We start from the raw sequence: 21,208 nt of genomic DNA, 5'->3' as shown, positions 1-21,208 counted from the left end.
AAGCAGCGGGAGGTTAAGCGTTGTTGCCTTGCAGACGATCAGCACCGCCTTCAGCCAGACCGCGTTCTTGCAGACGATCAGCACCGCCTTCAGCCAGACCGCGTTCTTGCAGACGATCAGCACCGCCTTCAGCCAGACCGCGCTCTTGCAGACGATCAGCACCGCCTTCAGCCAGACCGCGTTCTTGCAGACGATCAGCACCGCCTTCAGCCAGACCGCGTTCTTGCAGGCGATCAGAACCGCCTTCGGCGACACGGCGTTCCAGCAGGCGGTCCGAACCACCCTCTGCAACACGACTTTCGATCAGGCGATCCGAACCGCCTTCAGCCACCACGGGGTGAGCAAATGCGTTTGCAGCAAGTACCGAGAAAGCGAGGCTAAGCAAGATTTGGCGTTTCATGATGGTGTGCTCCGAGTGTTTTAGTTTGGGTGTTGCCTGGTATGGGTTTGATGGTACGCGTTGCATTTTTTAAGAGAACTTCATTGGGCTGATGGTGACTATCGACGCCAGCGATGGCTCGTGTTGGCGGGCCATCGCGGGGCCGGTCATGGCATCTGCGGCAATTCCTGGGGGCGCAGGTCGAACACCAGCACCTCGGCGTCTTCACCCTGGCTCAGGCGCAGCTGCCGCTCATCCCGTACCCGAGCGCCATCGCCTTCCTGCAAGCGCTGGCCGTTCACTTCAACGCTGCCCCGGGCCACATGGATGTACACGTGGCGATCCGGCGGCAGGTCCAGAGTTGCGGCTTCGTCACCGTTGAACAGCCCGGCATACACCCGTGCGTCCTGGCGCACGCTGAGGGAGCCGTCGTTGCCCTCTGGCGAGATGATCAGTTGCAGACGCCCACGTTTCTGCGCCTCGCTGAAGTGCTCCTGCTGGTAGCGCGGCTCGGCACCGGCCACGGCGGGCACGATCCAGATTTGCAGGAAGTGCACGCCACGGCTTTGGCTGTGGTTGAACTCGCTGTGGGCCACGCCGCTGCCGGCGCTCATCAGTTGCACATCGCCAGGGCGGATCACCGAGCCGGTGCCCAGAGTGTCCTTGTGTTCCAGGGCGCCCTCGAGCACGTAGGAGAAAATCTCCATGTCGCGGTGTGGGTGCTGGCCGAAGCCTTTGCCAGCGGCGACGCGGTCATCGTTGATCACCAGCAGGTCGGAAAACCCTTGTTCATTCGGGTTCCAGTAGCTGGCGAACGAGAAGGTGTGGAACGACTTCAACCAACCGTGATTGGCGGCGCCGCGTTCGGAAGCTTTGCGAAGGGTCAGCATGGTCTTGTCCTCAAGTGGGAGCGGGCTGCGACATGCAGGGCTCCGTCGTTGAGAAAGAGATTAATGGTTACTAGCTTATTGATTAAGAAGGTGAATTCTGAATAACTGTCTCTTATCAGTTGACAGTTGCAGGCATGGCATAATGTCCGCCGTTTCCTTTTTGATGGATCTTTTCCCAAATGAAAACCGTGGCCATGGCGCTGTTTCCGGACTTTCTCCTGCTCGACATGGCCGGACCGCTCGAAGTGTTCTCCATTGCCAACCGCTACCTGCCGGTAGCGGCGCACTACCAGATCCTCACCATCGGCACCGAGCCCGGCCCGCTGCGTGCTTCCAACGGCGTGATGGTGCAGACCGATCTGCTGCTGGATCAGGCCCAGGATGCCTACGATCTGCTGCTGGTGCCCGGCGGGCCCGGTGCCTATAACGAATGCCACCCCGCGCTGTTGCGGTGGCTCAAGGCAGCTGCCCCGAGGGCGCGGCGCTTCGGCTCGATATGCACCGGGGCGTTCGTGCTGGGGCATGCAGGCCTGCTTGACGAGCACCGTGTGACGACCCATTGGCACTACACCGAACGGCTGATCAGGGCGTTCCCCAAGGCGATTGTCGAGACGGATCGAATCTACTTGCAGGACGGGCGCTTGATGACCTCGGGTGGCGTCACGGCCGGTATCGACTTGGCGCTGTCGGTGGTCGCCCAGGACCATGGCAAGCAAGTCGCGGTGGACGTGGCCAAGGTGCTGCTGGTGGTAATGAAGCGCCAGGGCGGCCAAGCACAGTTCAGCCCGATGACAGCAGCGGTTGCGCCCCAGGAAACTGCGATTACCCGCGTGCAGAACCATGTCCTGGAGCATTTGGAGCAACCCTTCACCATCGAGTCCATGGCCGAGCTGGCCGGCATGAGCGCACGCCATTTTGCGCGGGTGTTTGCCAAGGATGTGCAGATGACGCCCATGGCGTTCCTGCAAGGTGCACGCATCGACCGCGCCCGGCAGTTGCTGGAATCCACCGATCTGCCGCTCAAGACCGTGGCTTTCCACGCAGGCTTTGGCAGCGTGCGGCATATGCGCTTTTTGTTCAGTGAGAAACTGGGCCTCAACCCGACCCAATACCGACAGCAGTTCAGTTAACGGCAGAATGTCCGTCTCGCGCACTCGATTGTCCGTGTCGCTCCCCGTTCCAGCATTGTCCTGTCATCGCCAACTGGCAAGATAGCGTCAAGCCCATGGAAAAGGATGCGCAAACGCCCAAGGCCGGGTGTTTCAGCGCGATTACCCACATGAATAATCCTCTGGCGATTGACGCTGATGGCACGGTCCGCTTCGGCGCCTATGTCTTTCACCGGCAACAGCGGTTGGTCAGCAAGGCTGGCTGGCCGGTGCCTCTGGGCGGACGCGCGCTGGATATCCTCACGGCGCTGCTCGAGGCGCCGGGGCAGTACATCAGCAAGGCCACCCTGATCGAGCGGGTCTGGCCGAAGAGCGTGGTGGAAGAAAACAACTTGCGCGTGCACATCGCCGCACTGCGTCGCGCCCTCGATGGGCAACGCTTCATTCTCAACGACCCGCAGCGCGGCTACTGTTTCGCAGCACCTGTACAGGGCGCGGTACACGCCGTGCTGCCCCGGCACAATCTGGCGGCACGGCTCAGCCCTGTGATTGGCTGCGATGAACTGTTGGGTGTGCTGGTGCGGCGCCTGTCGGGGCAGCGCCTGATGACCCTCACCGGGTGCGCCGGCGTAGGCAAGAGCACCGTGGCCCTGGCGCTGGCCGAACGTGTATTGCCGCGCTATCGGGACGGTGTGTGGTGGGTCGATCTGGCCACTGTGGAAGCGCCGATGAGTATGCTGCGCCACCTGGCCACCGCGCTGAACCTTGAAACGGGCGCCAGCGCTACCGAGTTGAGCCGTCAATTGACCTCCCGCCAGTTGTTGCTGGTGCTCGACGGCGCCGACCTTTTGCTCGGCGCGTGCCGTCACCTGGTGCGGGTGCTACGCGAAACAGCGCCTCAAGTCAGTGTGCTGGTGAGTAGCCGTGAGGCCCTGCAAGTTCACGGCGAATGGGTGCAACGCGTGCCCCGGTTGGCGGTGCCTGCACCGTCGGCACTGAGCAGTGTTGAACAGGCGATGGCCTACCCGGCCGTGCAGTTGTTCGTCGCCCGCGGGCGTGCCAGTCAACAGGGCTTTGTGTTGCGGCCCCAGGACCTGGTGCCGCTGCGGGATATCTGCCGACGCCTGGATGGCATTCCCCTGGCCCTGGAACTGGCAGCCGCTCAAGTGGACGCCCTGGGTGTGCGCGGTCTGCAGCAGCAACTGTGCAGGGGCTTGCAAGTGCTGACCCGCGGCCGCCGTACGGCAGTGGAACGTCACCAATCCCTGACCGCCGCCCTCGACTGGACCTGCGAGCGCCTCAGCCTGCCGGAGCGCTGGCTGTTCCTGCAATTGGGGTTGTTCAAGATGGCGGTGACCTTGCCCACCTTGAGTGAACTGGTCGCCGGCACCGAGCTGGAACACGCCGATCTGTCCTACCTGCTGGGGCGTCTTGTCGGCATGTCGTTGCTGACCCTCGAACCCGGCCCCGGCAAGCCGCGTTACCGTCTGCTCAATTGCGTGGGCAGCTATGCCTTGGCACAACTGCGCGATCCGGAGCAGGTGACGCGTTTGCAGCAGGGTTATGGACATTACCTGGGACCGTTTTCAGGCCGGCCGTTTGTCCTCAAGCTCGTCGAGCAGGCTGCGTACGCGAACTAGGTCCTGGGTGGCGAAGCCTTCGGTGAATCGCGCGTAGATTGAACTCAACAGGTCGCGCGCAGCTTGCTCGCGACCTTGGGGCAGCCACAGCTGCGCCAATGATGTCGCGCAACGCAGCTCCCAGGCGAGCGCGCCTTGCTGGTGCGCCATCGCCAGAGCATCGTGCAGCAGTGCTTCGGCCGCGTGGGTATCCGCCATGCTGTCGGCGCGTACTCGCAGAATTTCCGGCGCGCACCAGCCCGCGCTGCCTGTGCGTGCACGTTCGAAGGCAGGCTCATCGACCGAGTGTGCACCCAGCGTGATCAGGATGTCCTCGATCAGCCCCAAGCCTTGCCATTTTTTATGCCCGAGGATGCCGGCGTAGTGCCCCGCCCAAGTCTGGAACAGTTGCACCGAATGCTTGTGCGCGTGTTCCTGCAACAGTGCCTGCAGCGTCTGGGCGTTGTCCTCTTCACCGTTGTAGCGGGCGATCATCACGCCTGCCAGGGCCAGGGTGTAGCAGATGGAGGTGCCATGATTGATTTGCAGCGCCAGTTCCAACGCTTGGCTGGCGGTACGCCAGGCTTGCTCGGGGAAACCTTGCAACCAGAGGATTCGCGCTAATACAGTCAGGGAGGCAACGTTTTGCTCGTATTGCACGCCAATCGCGTGGGCGAACCGGTTGAGGTGGCCGCTGTGCGCCATGCGTTGGATCAATTGTTCGGCGTTATGCCGGGCGAGTGCCTGATTGCCGTTGTAGTGCTGCGCCAGTACCCGCAGGCGTTGGGCGCTCAAGCCCAGCAGCGGGTCGGTGCGTGGGTCGAGGCGATCAAATTGCATGCTCTGCGCCAGCGCCTGGCGATAGCGGCCTGCGCACAGGTTCACCGCCATTTGCCCGGAGATGGCGCGCATTTGGCCAGCGACATCCTGGCGCTCCTCAGCCAGGCGTTGAGCCCCGACAAAGGCCGCGATGGTCTGGGGAGCAGCCCCCATGGCGTGGTAAGACAGGCTGCCCAGCGCCAATTGCAGTTGCATCTTCAACTGAGTGCGGGGTGTACGGACCTGCTCAATCAATGCCAGCGCCTTGCCCACATACAAACCGTGTTCCCGGAGCAACGATAACTCTTGCCAGAGCGGCATTGCGCTGACCGTCAAGCGGATAGCCAGCAGGTTTTCACCGTCCGGTGCGAGCCCCCAGTCGAGCGCGGCGCGGACGTCTTCGCGCAGCGGCGCATAGCGGTCGATCCAGGGCTGGGTCGCGATCAGCTCCCAATCGCCGCGCGCCTGTTCCATCAGTGCCAGGCAGCGCGCTGCATGGCGCTCGCGCGTGGCGTCGAGCTCATGGGCAACGCTGAGTTTTTCCAGGGCGTAGGTGCGCGTGATGTCCAGCAGGCGATAGCCCATCTCGTCATCACCGGCCTCCACATTGAGCAAGGATTTGGCCACCAATTGCGTGATCGAGCCCAGCACCTCAGCCGGCGCCACCTGTTCCCCGGCAATCACCGCCGCGGCGCTCGCCAGGCTGAACCCACCCCGGAACACTGCCAGGCGCCGCAGGCAGACTTGCTCGCAGGCGGTCAGCAGGTCAAAGCTCCAGTCCAGCGTGGCGCGCAGGGTCTGATGCCGCGGCAGCGCACTGCGTCGGCCACGGGTGAGCAGGCGGAAGTTGTCTTCCATCTGCACCAGTAGCCCGGGCAGGCCGAAGCGTTCGATTTGCGCCGCCACCAGTTCGATCGGCAGGGGGATGCCGTCCAGACGCTGACAGATATCAATCGCCAGCGGCAGTTCGGTTTCACTCAGTTCAAAACTGTCCTGATGGGACATGGCCCGCTCGATCAACAATTGCAGGGCCGGGTAGCCCAGCGCCTGGGCGCGGTTACCGGTGGCAGGCGGGCAGGCCAGGGGTTCCAGACGCTGCACGTACTCGCCCTCGGCGCGCAATGCCTCGCGGCTGGTGGCCAGGATGTTCAGCCTGGGCGCGTGGCGCAGCAAGGTTTCGCTGATCAGGGCGATGTCATCGAGCAGGTGTTCGCAGTTGTCGATCACCAGCAGCAACTGGCGCTCCTGCAAACTGCGGGCGAACGTGGCCAATGGTTCGTGCTCGACGTGGGTCAGGTCGAGCAGGACGGCGAGATTGGGCAGGATCATCGACGGCGCGCTCAGCGGCGCCAGGTCGAGCAAGCGAATACCATCGCGGTAATGTCCGATCAGCAATTCCGCCACGCGCAAGGCGACAGTGGTCTTGCCGATACCGCCGGTGCCGGTCAGGGTGATGAAGCGTTGTTCGGGCAGTTGTTGCACCAGGCTATCGATCAGGGCATGGCGGCCGATCATCCGGGTGCGGCGCAAGGGCAGGTTGTGGCACGGGCTTTGGGGAGCGCCGTCGGTGGGTAGCGTCATCGGTTCGATGCTCAGTGGCGCAACAAAACTGTAGCCGCGCTGGGCCACAGTGACGATATAGCGCTGCCCGGCCTGGCCGTCGCCCAAGGCCTTGCGCAACGCCGCCATGTGCACGCGCAGGTTGCCGTCCTCCACCACGCTTTTCGGCCAGACCCGGGCGATCAGTTCCTGCTTGCTCACCACATTGCCGGCCTGCTCCAGCAGGATCAGCAGGATATCCACTGCCCGCCGTCCCAGGCGCAACGGGCGACCCGCCTCCAGCACCAGGCGTTGGCGCGGGTGGATGCGGTAAGGGCCGAAATGCACGGCCTGATCGCTGAGGTCACTCATCGGTGGCCATGCTCGGGAGGGGGAGCGGCCAGCATATTCCAGGTCCGTACAGACCACTAGGCCGCGATCACTTGAGGCTTGGGGCGCGAGTGGTGATTTCGCCAGGTCATCGGGTTGACGCCCTCGCTGCGGGTGAACATATGGCAGAAGTGCGCCTGGTCGCAAAACCCGCACTCCAGGCTGATTTGCGTGAGGCTCAAGGAGGAACTGGTGATCAATTCCTTGGCTCTCTGGATGCGCTGTTGGCGGATCCACTCCTGCGGCGACAGCCCGGTGGTGCACTTGAAGGCGCGGGAGAAATGGCTGCGCGACAACGCACAGGCCTGGGCCAGGTCGGCAATGGCCAGGCTTTCGCCGAGATTGGCCAGGATCAACTGCTTGGCGATACGCTCGCGCCGGGGGCATAAGCCACCGGTGGCGGATAAACGAGGGACATATTGCTCGAGTCGGGCCATGACAAATATCCGCAGTCGATGGGAGCGTTCCCGTTGAATGGATGCAGTGTAGACGCCGTTAATCTTGTTGCCGGGCCGCCCGGCTGACGAGTTAATCGTTGTTAATTTCGTCAGGTATCGGCCTGGAAAAGACAGCACAGCCATGCAATCCCAATAGCGCTTCGTGTGTTTATCTGTAGGCTTTCCAATCGTTTGGATACCACCATGAACCGCAACGACCTGCGCCGCGTCGACATGAACCTGCTGGTGATTTTCGAAGCGCTGATGTTCGAGAAGAACCTGACCCGGGTCGCCGAAAAACTCTTCATGGGCCAACCCGCGGTCAGCGCGGCGCTGGGGCGCCTGCGCGATTTGTTCGACGACCCGTTGCTGCTGCGCAACGGGCGGGGCATGGAGCCCACGCCACGTGCGCTGGCGATACTCAAGGAGTTGCAACCGGCCATGGACACCATTTCCGGCGCGGTCAGCCGTGCCAAGGATTTTGATCCTTCCACCAGCTGTGCGGTGTTCCGCATCGGCCTTTCCGACGACGCCGAGTTCGGCCTGTTCCCGCCACTGCTCAGCCAACTGCGCGAAGAGGCCCCAGGCATCATCGTGGTGGTGCGCCGGGCTAATTACTTGCTGATGTCATCGTTGCTGGCCAGTGGTGAGATATCCGTTGGCGTGAGCTACACCACCGAACTGCCGGCGAATGCCAAGCGCAAGAAACTGCGAGACATCCCGTGCAAGGTCCTGCGTGGGGACGACGGCGCCGAGCCGCTGACCCTGGATGACTACTGTGACCGGCCCCATGCGATGGTGTCTTTTTCCGGGGACTTGAGCGGCAATATCGACCTGGACCTAGCGCGCATTGGCAGGGCGCGGCGGGTGGTGCTCGCGGTGCCACAGTTCAGCGGGTTACGCGCGTTGCTGGCGGGCACGCAGATTATCGCGACGGTGCCTGATTATGCGGCGTGTGCGTTGACCGAGGGCACGGCGTTACGGGCGGAGGATCCGCCGTTTGCGATCGAGGCGGCGGAGTTGTCGATGGTGTGGAGCGGGGTGCATGACAATGACCCGGCGGAGCGGTGGTTGAGGGGGAGGATTGGGGAGCATATGGCTCGGGTGGTTTGATTGCGTACATATCCGTTATTTAGGTAACGGCGGCTTATGGTTCCGCCCTTACGGCGGGTCACTTTTGGAAGGACCCAAAAGTAACCAAAAGGTCCTCGCCCCAACACTCGGCACCTCGCTTAGGCTCGGTGTGCCCTCACTCCGGCTTTGGAGCGTGGGCCGCCGCGCTGGGCCAAGGATGGCCCATCGCGGCGGCCCACGGATTCAAGCCGGAGTGAGGGCATGTCGAGCCTAGGCGAGACACCGAGTGGTGGGGCAAGAGCCCTTTTGGTTACTTTTGGGGCTCTTTTCCAAAAGTGACCCGCCGTAAGGGCGGAACCCATATCAGCCGCTACTCAAATAACGGATATGTACTCATATCCCAAAGAAAATTGGTCACCCATTCTTCCCCAAAATTGGATATTCCTCCCCAACCCCCCGGTGACTAACCTAGCCACCAACCCCACCGTTGCGGAGCAATACCATGCAAACCCGCACCGATTTCTACACCGCCTCGCCAGACGCGATGAAAGCCATGCTCGCCCTGGAAGGCGCCGTCGGCACTCGGTCCATCGAGCTGCCATTGCTGGACCTGATCCGCCTGCGTGTTTCGCAGATCAACGGCTGTGCCTTCTGCCTCGACATGCACACCGCTGATGCGCGCAAAGGGGGCGAGACCGAGCGTCTCCTGTACACCGTGTCGGCCTGGCGTGAAACACCGTTCTTCACCCCGCGTGAGTGCGCCGCGCTGGCCTGGGCCAAGAGCTTGACCCTGCTGAGCCAGACCCACGCCCCGGATGAAGACTTCAACGCGTTGGCCGCCCAATTCAGCGCCCAGGAGCAAGTCGACCTGAGCGTGGCCATCGCCACCATCAACAGCTGGAGCCGCCTGGCAGTAGGTTTGCGCAAGATGCCGAAGTAACCCGTCAGAAATTGACCGAGGCACTCAGGCGCGCCGTCAATGGCGCGCCTTGGAACAGGTAGTCATCGCCCATGTACTCGCCCGCGTCTCGCCAGTAGCGCTTGTCGAACAGGTTGTCGACGCTCAGGCGGAACACCGTCTCATAGCCGTCCACCTTGGTGGTATAGCGGCTACCCACATTCACCACCGCGTAATCGCCCACTTCCACCTTGCCGGTGCGGTTGGCGGACTTCTTGGCGCTATATTGTACGCCACCCAGCACTGCGAGGCCGTTCACCCACGGCAGGGCATAGTCGGCATACACGCTGGCACGCAGCTTGGGCACGTTGATCGCCTGGTGACCTTCGTACTCCGGCGTGCCACTGCCGGTGACCCGCGCACGAATCGCCGCCACGCTGGTTGCAATCTGTAGGCGGTCGGTGGCCCAGCCGTTGGCCGACAACTCCAGCCCGGTGTTCTTCTGCTCGCCTTGCTGCACATAGGTGAAGTTGCCTGCCCCGTCCGGCTGGGCGTACTGGTAGGCCTGGCGGGTCTGGAACACGGCGGCGGCGAAGCTGATGCGGCGCCAGTCGTACTTCACCCCGGCTTCGATTTGGCGTGAGGTGGTCGGGGCCAGGGTTTCATTGGCGTTGCTGGCGTACCAGGGGGCGGTGCCGCCCAGGGACAGGCCCTTGCTGTAGCGGGTGTAAAGCGAGAGGTTGTCCACCGGCTTGAAGATCACCGATGCCTGTGGCAGGAACACATACCGTTGAGTGTGGCGGGCTTCATTGCCGTTATCGTCAAAGGCGCGCTCATCCAGGCGCACTTCACGGCCGCCGAGAAGGGTTTGCCAGTGCTCGTTGAAGCGAATGCGGTCGCTGACAAACAGGCCGTATTGGCGGCTGTCGAGGTTGCGATGGCTGTCGTTCAATGGGACGTCAGTCGGTGTAAAGGTCGGCGCGTCGGCGTTGATGTTGCCGCTGCCGATCCACGCGTTGACTGGCGTGCGCTTGTCGATCACGCGGCGAAAAGCGCTGGTGCCAACGGTCAGTTCTTGGCCCAGGCCGGCGGTGTCGAACAGCCCGGTCATTGCCGCCTGTACTTCATCGTCGCGACGGGTGTCGTCCGGGCTGCGGTAGTCGTAGATGTCGTAGTTGCCTTCGGGCGTAAAGGTGTTGCCTACGCCGCGGGTGGCGCCACCCCAGGCAAACGAACTGTAGTCATCGATCACCACTTTGCTGCGGGCGGCACTGACACTGCCTTTCCACTGGTCGCTGAAACGGTATTCAAACTTGCCGTTGAGGTTCAGTGATTCAATGCCCACCTGCCTGGACCCGCTTTGGTGCCCCAGCAGTTTTTTCGGCGAGGCGTTGTGTGGAACCTCAGTGCCGCCCAACAACTGGTAACCCGGCACCGAGCGCTGTTGCTTGTCCTGGTATTCGGCATCCAGTTGCAGCACCGCATCGGGACTGATGTTCCAGTCGAAGGCCAAGGAAACGAAATCGCGCTGGCCATTGGCGTGTTCGACATAGGCATTGAGGTCTTCATGGGCCACGTTGGCGCGCAGGCCGAACTGCTGCTCGCTGCCAAACCAACCGCCGACGTCGGTGGCGATGTAGCCGCTGCCGCGATCGTCGGTGGAGACGGTCACCGAGCGCACATCTTCCGGGCGCTTGGTCACGTAGTTGATCACGCCGCTCGGCTCGGATATCCCGCTTTGCAGACCCGCCAGGCCTTTGAGCACTTCCACCTGCTGCTTGTTTTCCAGGGCGACGTTCTGCTCGCCGGTGATGGTACGACCGTTGATCTTGTAGCTGCTGGCTGCGTTCAGCGAGAAGCCGCGCACCACGAAGTTTTCGTAATAACCAATGGGCGCATAGCTGTCGCCCACCGAGGCGTCGTTGCGCAGCACTTCACTGAGCAGGCGCGCTTGCTGGTCCTTGATCAGGGCGGCGTTGATCACGCTGATCGACGCCGGAGTGTCCAGCAGCGGCGCGTTATCGACGCCACCCACCGAGGCGGTTTCACTGCGGTAGCCGGATTCATCCTGGCCCTGAACCTTCACCGCCGGCAGTTCAATTTCAGCCGCCAGGTTGTTACCGATGCCGCCGCTGAGTAGCAAGCCGAGGGCGAAACGTGAGGTGACGACGGGACGAAAACGCAAAACCATGGGGGCAAGGCCTTAAAGCGCAGGGCGGGGGGGGCGCATAAACTAGGCATAACCGCGCACTTTTACAAGTTTTCGAGAATGGTTCGCGGCTTGAGACAACCCGTCTCAACCTCCCCGCCGAACCTTCTGCGCCTCGACAGGCCAAGGTGCACCTGCGATAGACAAGGCTTCCCTCATCATTTGCAGGAGATAGCCATGAGTATCGCTGGAAAAGTTGCGTTGGTAACCGGCGCCGGGCAGGGCATTGGCCGGGCCATCGCCCTGCGCCTGGCACAGGACGGTGCCGACATCGCCCTGGTGGACATCAATGGCGCCAAGCTCGAAGCGGTGGCTGCCGACATCGTGGCGTTGGGACGCAAGGCCTCGGTGTTTGTCGCCGACGTGTCCAAGCGTGAGCAAGTCGTGGCGGCGGTGGAACACGCGCACCAGACCCTGGGCGGCTTCGACATCATCGTCAACAACGCCGGGGTCGCGCAGATCGATTCACTGTTGGATGTCAGCCCGGAACAGGTCGAACGCACCCTGGGCATCAACGTGCAGGGGGTGCTCTGGGGTATCCAGGCTGCCGGCAAGAAATTCAAGGCGCTGGGGCAGAAGGGCAAGATCATCAATGCCTGCTCCATCGCAGGCCATGAAGGCTTTGCGCTGCTCGGCGTGTACTCGGCGACCAAATTTGCCGTGCGCGCCTTGACCCAGGCGGCGGCCAAGGAACTGGCCAGCGCCGGGATCACGGTGAATGCCTACTGCCCGGGTGTGGTGGGTACCGATATGTGGGTCGAGATCGACAAGCGCATGGCCGAGATTACCGGGGCTGAAGTGGGGGCGACGTACAAAAAGTATGTGGATGGGATTGCTCTGGGCCGCGCAGAAACGCCGGAGGATGTGGCGGGGTTGGTGTCTTATCTGGCAGGGCCGGACTCGGACTATATGACCGGGCAAGCTCCGCTGATTGACGGCGGCCTGGTCTACCGCTGAGATCCAATGTGGGAGCGGGCTTGCTCGCGAAAGCGGTGGTTCAGTCGACTCTTCTGTGACTGATGTACCGCATTCGCGAGCAAGCCCGCTCCCACATTTTGTTCGCGTTACGTCAGTGCTTTTCCGGGCATGTCGATACCTAGCTGGTTAACTCGGCGATACAGCGTTGCCCTTGAAATGCCCAGCGCCTGCGCCGCTGGCAACGGCTTCCAACGATGCCGAATCAACGCATCCAGCACCACCTGCCGCTCCGGGCTCACTTTATCTTCCACCCGCGCCTCAACCTGATCCCCTCGCACTTCCACCGGCAGATCCGCCACCTGCAACGTCCCGCCTTCACACACCGCACAGGCATACGCCAGCACATGCCGCAATTGCCGCACGTTGCCCGGCCAGGCGTAACCCAGCAGCAATTCCAGCGCTGCCTGACCGATGCCCACCGCGACGCCGCTGTTGCGCGCTTCCTGCTCCAGCAAACGATTGATCAAGGCCAGTTTGTCGGTACGCTCGCGCAGGGGCGGCAGGCAGAAACGCGCGCAGCCGAGGCGAAAGTACAGGTCTTCACGAAAACTGCCCTCAGTGACCAACACCGATAGATCGCGGTGGCTGGCGCAGATCACCTGGATATCCACCGCGCGGGTTTTCGCCGCGCCCAGCGGGGCCACTTCCCCCTCAGCCATCACGCGCAGCAGGCGCGTCTGCAAGGTCAGGGGCATATCGCCGATTTCATCCAGGAACAGCGTGCCGCCATCGGCCTGTACCAACAGACCCGGCATGCCTTTGCTGGAGGCGCCGGTGAACGCGCCGGCGACGTAGCCGAACAACTCGCTTTCAATCAGGTTCTCTGGAATCGCCGCACAGTTCACCGCCACAAACGGCCCATCGCGACGGGCACTGCGCGCATGCAGTTGGCGGGCGAAGACTTCCTTGCCGGCACCGGTTTCACCTTGCACCAGCACGGGCAGGTTGCGGTCTTTGACCCGCACGGCCAGGCGCAAGTGCTCTTCCACGCGCGCGTCGACCAGCGGGATCAGCGCCGCACGCGCCGGTTTGCGTCGCGGTGCATTGACGCGTACATGCAGGGCGCCAGGCTCGCCAACCCAGTGCAGTTGCTGGGCCGATTGGTCGGTCACTGCGCGCAGTGCATCCAGGTCGAACACTTCACCGATGTGCTCCGGCACCTGGCCAAAGCGCAGGCGCAGGGCCTGGCGCGCTTTGCTGTTGAGGGCATGCAAGCGACCGTCTCGGTCCCAGGCCAGCAGCAGGTCGGGTTGGCTGTCCACATAGCCGGGCGTGCTGTGGGCTTGCAGCACCCAATGCTCGCGGGCGCTGTGCATGAAAAACGCGTTTTCGATGGCCTCGGCACTCTGCGCCACCATCTGCCGCACCAGGTGCTGGCTGCGGCGGTCATCCGGGGATTTGAGCGCGGAGGCGTCCATCACCCCGAGCAGGTTGCCCTGAGGGTCGAAGATCGGTGCGGCGGAGCAGGTGAGGCCGATAAATGCCGCACGGAAGTGGTCGCGCTTGTGCACCGTCACCGCGGACTTGCTGGTGAGCACCGTGGCCACGCCGCACGTGCCTTCTTCAGCTTCCGACCAGCACGTGCCCAGGTACAGGCCGGCCTTACGGCAGTCGGTGCGTATCGAGGTGTCCACGCGGTGGTCGATGGTCTGGCCCTGGGCGTCGGTGAGCATCACGCAGTAGTCGGCCTGGCGCACGCGGTGGTGCAGTTGCCCGACTTCTTCGCTGGCGATGCGCATGAACAGTTCGGCGCGCTCGCGGCATTCCTTGAGCAAGGGTTCGCTGAGGATGCGCGGGCCCTGCAGGGAACCGGGGTCCAGGTGGTGTTGCTCCATGGACCGCCGCCACGAATCGAAAATCAGCGACGGCACCGGCGCCTGGGGCAGGCGATCGGCATTGCGGACCACGCGACTGACACAGTCGACGTGCTCCCTGGAGTTCGCGGCGAGCATAAGGCCTCCGGTTCTCGGTCTTTGTTGTTATGCCCGCCATTAAGCGCGCATGCGTCGGGTGGGACAAGCAGGGACTGACCAACTGCCAGGGATGAGACGCAGCGTCTCAAACGGCCTGAGACACGCCGTTCACTGTGCAATGCGCCGTCTCATTCTGCGCTGGCAAGTCGCACCCGCACAACGCCAACGCACTGCTCTGGATCAATGCTTTGCGAGATTTTACGGGGGCTTGGCACAGCCTGTGCTGAATGCCCTTGTAGCTGGCCGCAGCCAGCCTTTTGTGTGTCGAGACAACCTGGAGAACAACAAGATGTCCACTCACCTGTCCACCGATCAACTGCTGCATGCCTACACCGTGATGCGCACCATCCGTGATTTCGAAGAACGCCTGCACGTGGAATTCGCCACCGGCGAGATCCCCGGGTTCGTGCACCTCTACGCCGGCCAGGAAGCCAGCGCCGCGGGGGTCATGGCCCACCTCAACGATGAAGACTGCATCGCCTCCAACCACCGTGGCCACGGCCATTGCATCGCTAAGGGCGTGGATGTGTTCGGCATGATGGCCGAGATCTATGGCAAGAAAACCGGCGTGTGCGGTGGCAAAGGCGGCTCCATGCACATCGCCGACCAGGAGAAGGGCATGCTCGGCGCCAATGGCATTGTCGGTGCCGGTGCGCCGTTGGCCGCGGGTGCGGCGCTGGCCTCCAAACTCAAGGGCAGCCAGGGCGTGGCCGTGGCGTTTTTTGGCGACGGTGGTTCCAACGAGGGCGCTGTGTTCGAAGCGATGAACCTGGCCTCGATCATGAAACTGCCGTGCCTGTTCGTCGCCGAAAACAATGGCTATGCCGAGGCCACCGGTTCCGGCTGGTCGGTGGCGTGCAAGGACATTGCCGAACGCGCCGTGGGGTTTGGCATGCCGGGCGTGATCGTCGATGGCAATGATTTCTTCGCCGTGCATGAGGCGCTGGGCGTCGCGGTGGAGCGAGCGCGCAAAGGCGATGGGCCGACGCTGGTTGAAGTGAAATTAAGCCGCTTCTACGGCCACTTCGAAGGTGATGCGCAAACCTATCGCGGCCCGGATGAGGTGAAAAAACTGCGGGAAAGTGCGGATTGCCTGGCGCTGTTCCGCCAACGCTGCAGCGCCGAAGGCTGGCTGGATGCCGCGCAATTCGAACGCATTGACGGTGAGGTTGCACAGTTGATCGAGGACGCCGTTCGCCTGGCCAAGTCCGATCCCAAGCCGCAGGCCGCCGACCTGCTCAGCGATGTCTACGTCGCCTACCGCTAATAACAACAACCACGTGGAGAGAACTTTATGGCTCGCAAAATCAGCTATCAGCAGGCGATCAACGAAGCCCTGGCCCAGGAAATGCGCCGTGATCAGAGCGTGTTCATCATCGGCCAGGACGTGTCCGGCGGCACCGGTTCCCCTGGCGAACAGGATGCCTGGGGCGGTGTACTCGGCGTGACCAAAGGCCTGTACCCGGAGTTTCCCGACCGTGTACTCGACGCGCCACTGTCCGAAGTCGGTTACGTCGGCATGGCGGTCGGCGCCGCCACTCGAGGTATGCGCCCGGTGTGCGAATTGATGTTCGTCGACTTTATCGGCTGCTGCCTTGACCAATTGCTCAACCAGGCCGCCAAGTTCCGCTACATGTTCGGCGGCAAGACCACTACGCCGCTGGTGGTCCGCGCGATGTACGGCGCCGGCCTGCGTGCGGCGGCCCAGCATTCACAGATGCTCACTTCGATGTGGACCCACATCCCAGGCCTCAAGGTGGTGTGCCCGGCCACGCCCTATGACGCCAAGGGCATGTTGATCCAGGCGATCCGCGACAATGACCCGGTGATCTTCCTCGAGCACAAGATGCTTTACAGCCTGCAAGGTGAGGTGCCGGAGGAGCTGTATACGGTGCCCTTCGGCGAAGCCAACTTCGTGCGCGAAGGCAAAGACGTGACGCTGGTGACCTACGGGCGCATGGTGCATATCGCCCTGGAAGCCGCCGCCAACCTGGCCCGCCAGGGCATCGACTGCGAAGTGCTGGACCTGCGCACTACCAGCCCGCTCGATGAAGACAGCATCCTCGAAAGCGTGGAAAAAACCGGGCGCCTGGTGGTGATCGACGAGTCCAACCCTCGCTGTTCCATTGCTACCGATATCAGTGCCTTGGTCGCCCAGCGGGCGTTTGCATCCCTGCGCGCGCCGATTGAGATGATCACCGCGCCGCACACGCCGGTGCCGTTTTCCGACGCGCTGGAAGACTTGTACATCCCCAACGCCGCGAAGATCGAGGCCGCTGTGCTGAAGATCGCTGACAAGAGGAATGCCGCATGATCCATACCCTGACCATGCCCAAGTGGGGGCTGTCGATGACCGAGGGCCGCATCGACGTCTGGCTCAAGCAGCCCGGTGACCGAGTGGAGAAGGGCGAGGAAGTGCTGGACGTGGAGACCGACAAGATCTCCAGCAGTGTCGAAGCACCTTTCAGTGGTGTGTTGCGCAGGGTGCTGGCGCTGAGCGATGAGACCTTGCCGGTAGGCGCATTGCTGGGGATTGTGGTGGAAGGCGAGGCCACCGAGGCCCAGATCGATGCGGTGATCGAAAGCTTCAACGCCGGGTTTGTCTCAAGCAGCGCCGAGGCCGAAGCAGCCGGGCCGAGTGCGCAAAAGGTCGAAATAGGCGGGCGCTTGCTGCGCTATCTCGACCTGGGCGAAGGCGGCACACCCTTGGTACTGGTGCATGGGTTTGGCGGTGACTTGAACAACTGGCTGTTCAACCAACCGGCATTGGCCGCCGAGCGCCGCGTGATCGCCCTGGACCTGCCGGGGCACGGCGAGTCGGGCAAACACCTGCAAAACGGCGATGCGCAGGAGTTGAGCCAGGCGGTGTTGGACCTGCTTGACCACCTCGATCTCGACCGCGTGCACCTGGCCGGGCATTCCATGGGTGGGCTGGTTTCACTGACGCTTGCCAGCCAGGCACCCGAGCGCGTCGCTTCGCTGACCCTGATCGCCAGCGCCGGCCTGGGTCCGGATATCAACGGCGATTACCTGCAAGGGTTTGCCGAGGCCAATAATCGAAATGCGCTCAAGCCACAGTTGACCCAACTGTTCAGCGACCCGGCGTTGGTGACGCGGCAGATGCTGGAGGACATGCTCAAGTTCAAGCGGTTGGAAGGTGTGGACCAGGCATTGCGGCAGCTCAATCAAAAGCTGTTTGAGGGCGGGCGGCAGATGATTGATGTGCGCAACGTGGTGGGCCGGCAGCCGAGTTTGGTGATCTGGGGCAGTGAGGATGCAATCATCCCGGCCAGGCATGCCGAGGGATTGGAAGCCCAGGTTGAGATAGTGCCGGGGCAGGGGCATATGGTGCAGTTGGAGGCGGCAGAGCGGGTTAACCAACTAATGGCAACCTTCTTAAAAGCCCAAACCGGATAAAGATCCAAATGTGGGGGGCTTGCTCCCACATTTCGAACTCCATCAGCCCTTGGGTTCGGTGAGTACTTTGCGAAAGGTTTCCACCAATGGCCGCAGGTTGATCCGATGCCACGCCGCCCATAACGGGGTGGTGTAGGTCAACCATGGCAATTCCCGCAGCACCACGCCGGGCGGTGCATTGCGGCTCAGGCCTTTTTGCACCATCGCCACGCCCAGCCCTGAGGCAACCAAACCCAATGCGGTAAACGGCTCGCTGGCTTCCATGGGGATCTGCGGCGTACGCCTGGCGCGACATTATGTGCCGGGCATGGTCGGGCAGGGCTGGGGGCGGGTGATCTTCCTGTCGTCGGAGTCCGATGGCTTGGCCAAGCGCCTCGCGGGCACCGGTGTGACGGTCAACGCTGTGCTGCCGGGCCCGACCTTCACCGACGGCCTGGAGCAGATGCTCAAGGACGCGACGCAAAAGTCCGGGCGCAGTGCGCGGGACGAGGCGGACGTATTTGTGCGTAACGCGCGGCCGACCTCGATCATCCAGCGTGCGGCGAATGTGGATGAAGTCGCCAACCTGGTGGCGTACATTGCTTCACCCCTGTCGTCTGCCACCACGGGTGCCGCGTTGCGGGTCGATGGGGGTGTGGTCGACAGCATGGCGATCTGATTTTTTCATTTCTGGAGTATTTATTGTGGCAACAGCCTCTTCTGTAATTGAAATCCCGGTATCGGCCGATCAGGTCTGGCAATTGATTGGCGGCTTCAACAGCCTGCCGGACTGGCTGGCGCTTATCGTCAAGAGCGAGCCGAGCGAGGGCGGCCGCGTGCGTCACCTTCAAACCGCTGACGGTGGCCAGATTGTGGAGCGTTTGCAGGCGTTTGATAACGTCGGGCGTACGTACAGCTACACCATTGAGCAATCGCCGTTTCCGGTGAGTGCGTACCTGGCGACGTTGCAGGTTGAGGCGCTGAGCGAGTCGTCGGCGAAAGTGACCTGGTCCGGGGTGTTTACGCCGGCGGCAGGCACCACGGATGCGGCGGTGGAAGAACTGTTCGCGGGTGTTTACAGCGGCGGGCTTGAGGCATTGCGAGCCAACTTCCCGGCCTGATCTGCCAAGCACTGCACATCGAATGTGGGAGCGAGCGAGCCCGCTCCCACATTTTTGATCGGTGTGAACCTCAGGCTTTGGGCATGAGCTGCTGGCGGCATTCCAGCACCAATCTGGCACCGCCTTGTTCGCTTGTACCCACGTCCAACTTGAACCCATGCAAGTTGATGATCGCCGCCACAATCGACAAACCCAACCCGAACCCGCCTTGTTGGTCACTTTCATCCACGCGATAGAAGCGTTGGAATACCGATGCACGTTCTGCCAGTGGTATACCGGGCCCGGAGTCGTGGACTTCGATGCGTGTGCTGCCGGCGTCATTTACCGCGCGCAAGATCACTGCGCCGCCCGGCGGGGAGAACTTGATCGAATTGCTCAGCAAGTTGGACAGGGCTTCGAACAGCAGCGCCCGGTCGCCGGTGATCCAGGGCAGGGACTCTGGGGTGTCGAGCACCAACTGCAATTCGCCTTCCTCGGCCAGGGGCAGGTAGAAGTCGTGCAGTTCACGCAGCAGTGGCAGTGGGTCCATCACCAGAAAGCCGGAGCGGCGCTGGTGGTCTTCCAGCTCCGAGATGCGCAACAGCCCGCGAAAGCGCGCCATCAGCGTGTCGGTTTCGGCAATCGCGTCGTCGAGTTTCACTGCGTAGCCCGACTCTGCTTCAGCCTCCTGCTTGATGCGGTACAGCTGCGCGCGCAGGCGCGTCAGCGGTGTGCGCAGGTCGTGGGCGATGTTGTCGCACACGCCTTTGACCTCGTTCATCAACTTCTCGATGCGGTCGAGCATGGCGTTGACGATGGCCGCGAGCATGTCCAGCTCGTCGCGCCGGTTGGACAGCGGCAGGCGGTGTGTGAGGTCACCGGCGACGATGGCTTCGGCGCTGGCCTGGATCCCGCGAATCCGCCGCAACGGGCGCCGGCGCAGCAAGTGCCAGCCAGCCGCGCCTGGGATAATGGTCAACGACAGGGCCCAGAGCAGGGCATGCCAGATGATCCGGGTCACGCCAAACAGCGAGCCGTTGGCGCGCACCAGCACCAGCCAACGGCCGTCTTCGGTGTGGGTGGCCACCGCGTCGCAGCTGTCCTTGGGCAGTTTGGGGTCGTCGGAGTCGACGCAATTGACCAGGGCGTGGATCTTGCCGTCCAAGGGCAGGTCCGGCGGCACTGCGCGGATCGGTCCACTGAGCGGGCGGAATTGCTCATCGAACAGGCCATAGGCATCCACGCCCTTCATGTCGAAGGTCATGCTGGTGGTCAGGGCTTCCACCAGTTCTTCGCCGTCGAAGCGCTGGAATAAGTGTTGGCGCTGCATCAGGGAGTGGCGCGACAGGTCGCTCAGGTAACCCGACACCTCGTAATACAGCACCCCCATCAGGATGCAGCTCCAGGCCACGAACAACGAACTGTACAGCGCCAGCAAGCGGCTGCTGGAGGAGCGCCAGCCCTTAGATGGGTTCAGCAATGACATAACCGGAACCTCGTACCGTGCGGATCAGCGGCGTGAGGCCCGGTGGGTCGATCTTTTTGCGCAGGCGGCCGATGTGCACGTCGATCAGGTTGGTGCCCGGGTCGAAGTGATAGCCCCAGACTTCTTCAAAGATCATCATCCGCGACAGGATCTGCCCGGTGTTACGCATCAGGAATTCGAGCAGTTTGTATTCGGTGGGCAGCAAGCTCAGCGGCTGGTCGGCGCGGCTGGCTTCGCGGCTGATCAGGTTCAGTTCCAGGTCGGCCACGCGCAGGGCGGTTTCGAATTCCTTGACCGTGCTTTTGCGCCGCAGCAGCACTTCGACGCGCGCCGCCATTTCGTCGGAAGCGAACGGCTTGGTCAGGTAGTCGTCACCCCCGGCGCGCAGGCCGCGCACACGCTCATCGACATCGGAGAGGGCGCTGATCATCAGGATCGGTGTCGACACCCCGATAGTGCGCAGGGTGGTGACGATGGCCAGGCCATCGAGTTCCGGCAGCATGCGGTCGAGGGTGATCAGGTCGTAATCCCCACTCACGGCACGGACCAGGCCTTCGCGGCCGTTGTCCACCCAATCTACATCCAGTCCATGGCTACTCAGCTCGGCGACGATCTCGCGGGCTGTTACGGCGTCATCCTCGATGGTCAAAATACGGGTCATAGGATTACCTGGTGAGCGATTCACACTAGAAGTGTGGGCATTTTGCCAAGAAATGGCTGAACGCTTACTAAATAAAAAGTCATCTTGGCAAAACTGACACAGATTTTATGGCCGCGAACGATGGAATGCATAACGCCCGCCTCAAACGATCAATTCTTGCAACTTGCATGATTTTCGTAAGTTCAAATTACTTAAGCTACTGATTTACAAAGATATTAAATTCGATGTCGACTGGCACGCTGCCTGCACTG

The 21,208-nt window shown here is 62.3% G+C and carries 17 protein-coding genes and 2 pseudogenes; 10 read left to right on the top strand and 9 right to left on the bottom strand.

All coding sequences use genetic code 11. The features are described 5' to 3' along the window. Window positions 1–13 precede the first annotated feature (13 nt). Both AACY30_RS00230 and AACY30_RS00225 read right to left on the bottom strand, forming a co-directional pair. Complete coding sequence (locus AACY30_RS00230) at window positions 14–400, bottom strand: hypothetical protein (protein WP_339539334.1); 387 nt, start codon at window positions 398–400, stop codon at window positions 14–16. 146 nt (window positions 401–546) lie between these two features. Further along, window positions 547–1,269, bottom strand: a complete 723-nt coding sequence (locus AACY30_RS00225) for a pirin family protein (protein ID WP_339457391.1) — start codon at window positions 1,267–1,269, stop codon at window positions 547–549. Between the two features lie 179 nt (window positions 1,270–1,448). Between AACY30_RS00225 and AACY30_RS00220 the strand changes: the two genes are divergently transcribed. Continuing rightward, on the top strand, window positions 1,449–2,399 hold the full coding sequence (locus AACY30_RS00220) for a GlxA family transcriptional regulator (protein WP_339467238.1): 951 nt from the start codon (window positions 1,449–1,451) through the stop codon (window positions 2,397–2,399). Window positions 2,400–2,494: 95 nt separating this feature from the next. After that, window positions 2,495–4,018 (top strand): winged helix-turn-helix domain-containing protein, encoded by a 1,524-nt coding sequence (locus AACY30_RS00215; RefSeq protein ID WP_339428480.1) that lies wholly within the window; start codon window positions 2,495–2,497, stop codon window positions 4,016–4,018. Here the strand turns inward: AACY30_RS00215 and AACY30_RS00210 are convergent. Together AACY30_RS00210 and AACY30_RS00205 are read right to left on the bottom strand one after the other, a co-directional pair. Next, window positions 3,965–6,727, bottom strand: a complete 2,763-nt coding sequence (locus AACY30_RS00210) for an ATP-binding protein (protein WP_339539333.1) — start codon at window positions 6,725–6,727, stop codon at window positions 3,965–3,967. The two genes, AACY30_RS00215 and AACY30_RS00210, sit on opposite strands and share 54 nt — an antisense overlap. A 56-nt stretch (window positions 6,728–6,783) precedes the next feature. After that, window positions 6,784–7,182: an AraC family transcriptional regulator gene (locus AACY30_RS00205; protein WP_339467234.1), complete on the bottom strand. Its 399-nt coding sequence runs from the start codon at window positions 7,180–7,182 to the stop codon at window positions 6,784–6,786. 204 nt (window positions 7,183–7,386) lie between these two features. Here AACY30_RS00205 and AACY30_RS00200 point away from each other — a divergent pair, with 204 nt between their 5' ends. Beyond that, window positions 7,387–8,295, top strand: a complete 909-nt coding sequence (locus AACY30_RS00200) for a LysR family transcriptional regulator (protein ID WP_339420422.1) — start codon at window positions 7,387–7,389, stop codon at window positions 8,293–8,295. A gap of 463 nt (window positions 8,296–8,758) precedes the next feature. Then, window positions 8,759–9,196, top strand: a complete 438-nt coding sequence (locus tag AACY30_RS00195; RefSeq protein WP_339539331.1) for a carboxymuconolactone decarboxylase family protein — start codon at window positions 8,759–8,761, stop codon at window positions 9,194–9,196. 4 nt (window positions 9,197–9,200) lie between these two features. On the opposite strand, the gene AACY30_RS00190 is transcribed toward AACY30_RS00195, so the two are convergent. Continuing rightward, window positions 9,201–11,345 carry a TonB-dependent siderophore receptor gene (locus tag AACY30_RS00190; RefSeq protein WP_339539329.1) on the bottom strand — a complete coding sequence of 715 codons (2,145 nt, stop codon included), beginning with the start codon at window positions 11,343–11,345 and terminating at the stop codon, window positions 9,201–9,203. Between the two features lie 195 nt (window positions 11,346–11,540). Here AACY30_RS00190 and AACY30_RS00185 point away from each other — a divergent pair, with 195 nt between their 5' ends. Next, window positions 11,541–12,320: an acetoin reductase gene (locus AACY30_RS00185; RefSeq protein ID WP_339467229.1), complete on the top strand. Its 780-nt coding sequence runs from the start codon at window positions 11,541–11,543 to the stop codon at window positions 12,318–12,320. Between the two features lie 107 nt (window positions 12,321–12,427). Here the strand turns inward: AACY30_RS00185 and AACY30_RS00180 are convergent, their stop codons facing one another. Beyond that, a complete protein-coding gene (locus AACY30_RS00180) occupies window positions 12,428–14,293 on the bottom strand; it encodes a sigma-54-dependent Fis family transcriptional regulator (RefSeq protein ID WP_339539327.1) in 1,866 nt (621 codons plus the stop codon). A 310-nt stretch (window positions 14,294–14,603) separates the two neighbouring features. Between AACY30_RS00180 and AACY30_RS00175 the strand changes: the two genes are divergently transcribed. The 3 genes from AACY30_RS00175 to AACY30_RS00165 are packed head-to-tail and all read left to right on the top strand — an operon-like array spanning window position 14,604 to window position 17,731. Further along, window positions 14,604–15,581, top strand: coding sequence for a thiamine pyrophosphate-dependent dehydrogenase E1 component subunit alpha (locus tag AACY30_RS00175; RefSeq protein WP_065909607.1), 978 nt, complete (start codon window positions 14,604–14,606; stop codon window positions 15,579–15,581). A 27-nt stretch (window positions 15,582–15,608) separates the two neighbouring features. Then, window positions 15,609–16,628, top strand: coding sequence for an alpha-ketoacid dehydrogenase subunit beta (locus AACY30_RS00170; RefSeq protein WP_339467223.1), 1,020 nt, complete (start codon window positions 15,609–15,611; stop codon window positions 16,626–16,628). Next, the gene (locus AACY30_RS00165; RefSeq protein WP_339467222.1) at window positions 16,625–17,731 is read left to right on the top strand and encodes an acetoin dehydrogenase dihydrolipoyllysine-residue acetyltransferase subunit; all 1,107 of its coding nucleotides are present in this window, start codon (window positions 16,625–16,627) and stop codon (window positions 17,729–17,731) included. The genes AACY30_RS00170 and AACY30_RS00165 overlap by 4 nt, the downstream gene beginning before the upstream one ends. A 42-nt stretch (window positions 17,732–17,773) precedes the next feature. On the opposite strand, the pseudogene AACY30_RS00160 reads toward AACY30_RS00165, so the two are convergent. Beyond that, window positions 17,774–18,022, bottom strand: a pseudogene (locus AACY30_RS00160) (LysR substrate-binding domain-containing protein); the annotation flags it as partial. Between AACY30_RS00160 and AACY30_RS00155 the strand changes: the two are divergent. Both AACY30_RS00155 and AACY30_RS00150 read left to right on the top strand, forming a co-directional pair. Continuing rightward, window positions 18,000–18,389: pseudogene (locus AACY30_RS00155) on the top strand (SDR family oxidoreductase); the annotation flags it as partial. The pseudogenes AACY30_RS00160 and AACY30_RS00155 sit on opposite strands and share 23 nt — an antisense overlap. A 25-nt stretch (window positions 18,390–18,414) precedes the next feature. After that, a complete protein-coding gene (locus tag AACY30_RS00150) occupies window positions 18,415–18,831 on the top strand; it encodes an SRPBCC family protein (protein WP_339420429.1) in 417 nt (138 codons plus the stop codon). 70 nt (window positions 18,832–18,901) lie between these two features. Here AACY30_RS00150 and AACY30_RS00145 read toward each other — a convergent pair whose 3' ends face one another. After that, on the bottom strand, window positions 18,902–20,296 hold the full coding sequence (locus tag AACY30_RS00145; RefSeq protein ID WP_339467220.1) for a sensor histidine kinase: 1,395 nt from the start codon (window positions 20,294–20,296) through the stop codon (window positions 18,902–18,904). Next, window positions 20,274–20,957 (bottom strand): response regulator transcription factor, encoded by a 684-nt coding sequence (locus tag AACY30_RS00140; protein ID WP_065876088.1) that lies wholly within the window; start codon window positions 20,955–20,957, stop codon window positions 20,274–20,276. The genes AACY30_RS00145 and AACY30_RS00140 overlap by 23 nt, the downstream gene beginning before the upstream one ends. Window positions 20,958–21,208 lie beyond the last annotated feature (251 nt).

The organism is Pseudomonas sp. RA_5y_Pfl1_P24 (assembly GCF_963970945.1).
GTDB lineage: Bacteria > Pseudomonadota > Gammaproteobacteria > Pseudomonadales > Pseudomonadaceae > Aquipseudomonas > Aquipseudomonas tritici.
The sequence above is the reverse complement of the archived record's forward strand: the minus strand, read 5'-3'. Positions and strand labels throughout refer to the sequence as shown.

What these genes read in the sequence shown, in the direction of transcription:
- AACY30_RS00230 (WP_339539334.1), bottom strand. Translation starts at nt 400, where the DNA reads ATGAAACGCCAAATCTTGCTTAGCCTCGCTTTCTCGGTACTTGCTGCA.
- AACY30_RS00225 (WP_339457391.1), bottom strand. Translation starts at nt 1,269, where the DNA reads ATGCTGACCCTTCGCAAAGCTTCCGAACGCGGCGCCGCCAATCACGGT.
- AACY30_RS00220 (WP_339467238.1), top strand. Translation starts at nt 1,449, where the DNA reads ATGAAAACCGTGGCCATGGCGCTGTTTCCGGACTTTCTCCTGCTCGAC.
- AACY30_RS00215 (WP_339428480.1), top strand. Translation starts at nt 2,495, where the DNA reads ATGGAAAAGGATGCGCAAACGCCCAAGGCCGGGTGTTTCAGCGCGATT.
- AACY30_RS00210 (WP_339539333.1), bottom strand. Translation starts at nt 6,727, where the DNA reads ATGAGTGACCTCAGCGATCAGGCCGTGCATTTCGGCCCTTACCGCATC.
- AACY30_RS00205 (WP_339467234.1), bottom strand. Translation starts at nt 7,182, where the DNA reads ATGGCCCGACTCGAGCAATATGTCCCTCGTTTATCCGCCACCGGTGGC.
- AACY30_RS00200 (WP_339420422.1), top strand. Translation starts at nt 7,387, where the DNA reads ATGAACCGCAACGACCTGCGCCGCGTCGACATGAACCTGCTGGTGATT.
- AACY30_RS00195 (WP_339539331.1), top strand. Translation starts at nt 8,759, where the DNA reads ATGCAAACCCGCACCGATTTCTACACCGCCTCGCCAGACGCGATGAAA.
- AACY30_RS00190 (WP_339539329.1), bottom strand. Translation starts at nt 11,345, where the DNA reads ATGGTTTTGCGTTTTCGTCCCGTCGTCACCTCACGTTTCGCCCTCGGC.
- AACY30_RS00185 (WP_339467229.1), top strand. Translation starts at nt 11,541, where the DNA reads ATGAGTATCGCTGGAAAAGTTGCGTTGGTAACCGGCGCCGGGCAGGGC.
- AACY30_RS00180 (WP_339539327.1), bottom strand. Translation starts at nt 14,293, where the DNA reads ATGCTCGCCGCGAACTCCAGGGAGCACGTCGACTGTGTCAGTCGCGTG.
- AACY30_RS00175 (WP_065909607.1), top strand. Translation starts at nt 14,604, where the DNA reads ATGTCCACTCACCTGTCCACCGATCAACTGCTGCATGCCTACACCGTG.
- AACY30_RS00170 (WP_339467223.1), top strand. Translation starts at nt 15,609, where the DNA reads ATGGCTCGCAAAATCAGCTATCAGCAGGCGATCAACGAAGCCCTGGCC.
- AACY30_RS00165 (WP_339467222.1), top strand. Translation starts at nt 16,625, where the DNA reads ATGATCCATACCCTGACCATGCCCAAGTGGGGGCTGTCGATGACCGAG.
- AACY30_RS00145 (WP_339467220.1), bottom strand. Translation starts at nt 20,296, where the DNA reads ATGTCATTGCTGAACCCATCTAAGGGCTGGCGCTCCTCCAGCAGCCGC.
- AACY30_RS00140 (WP_065876088.1), bottom strand. Translation starts at nt 20,957, where the DNA reads ATGACCCGTATTTTGACCATCGAGGATGACGCCGTAACAGCCCGCGAG.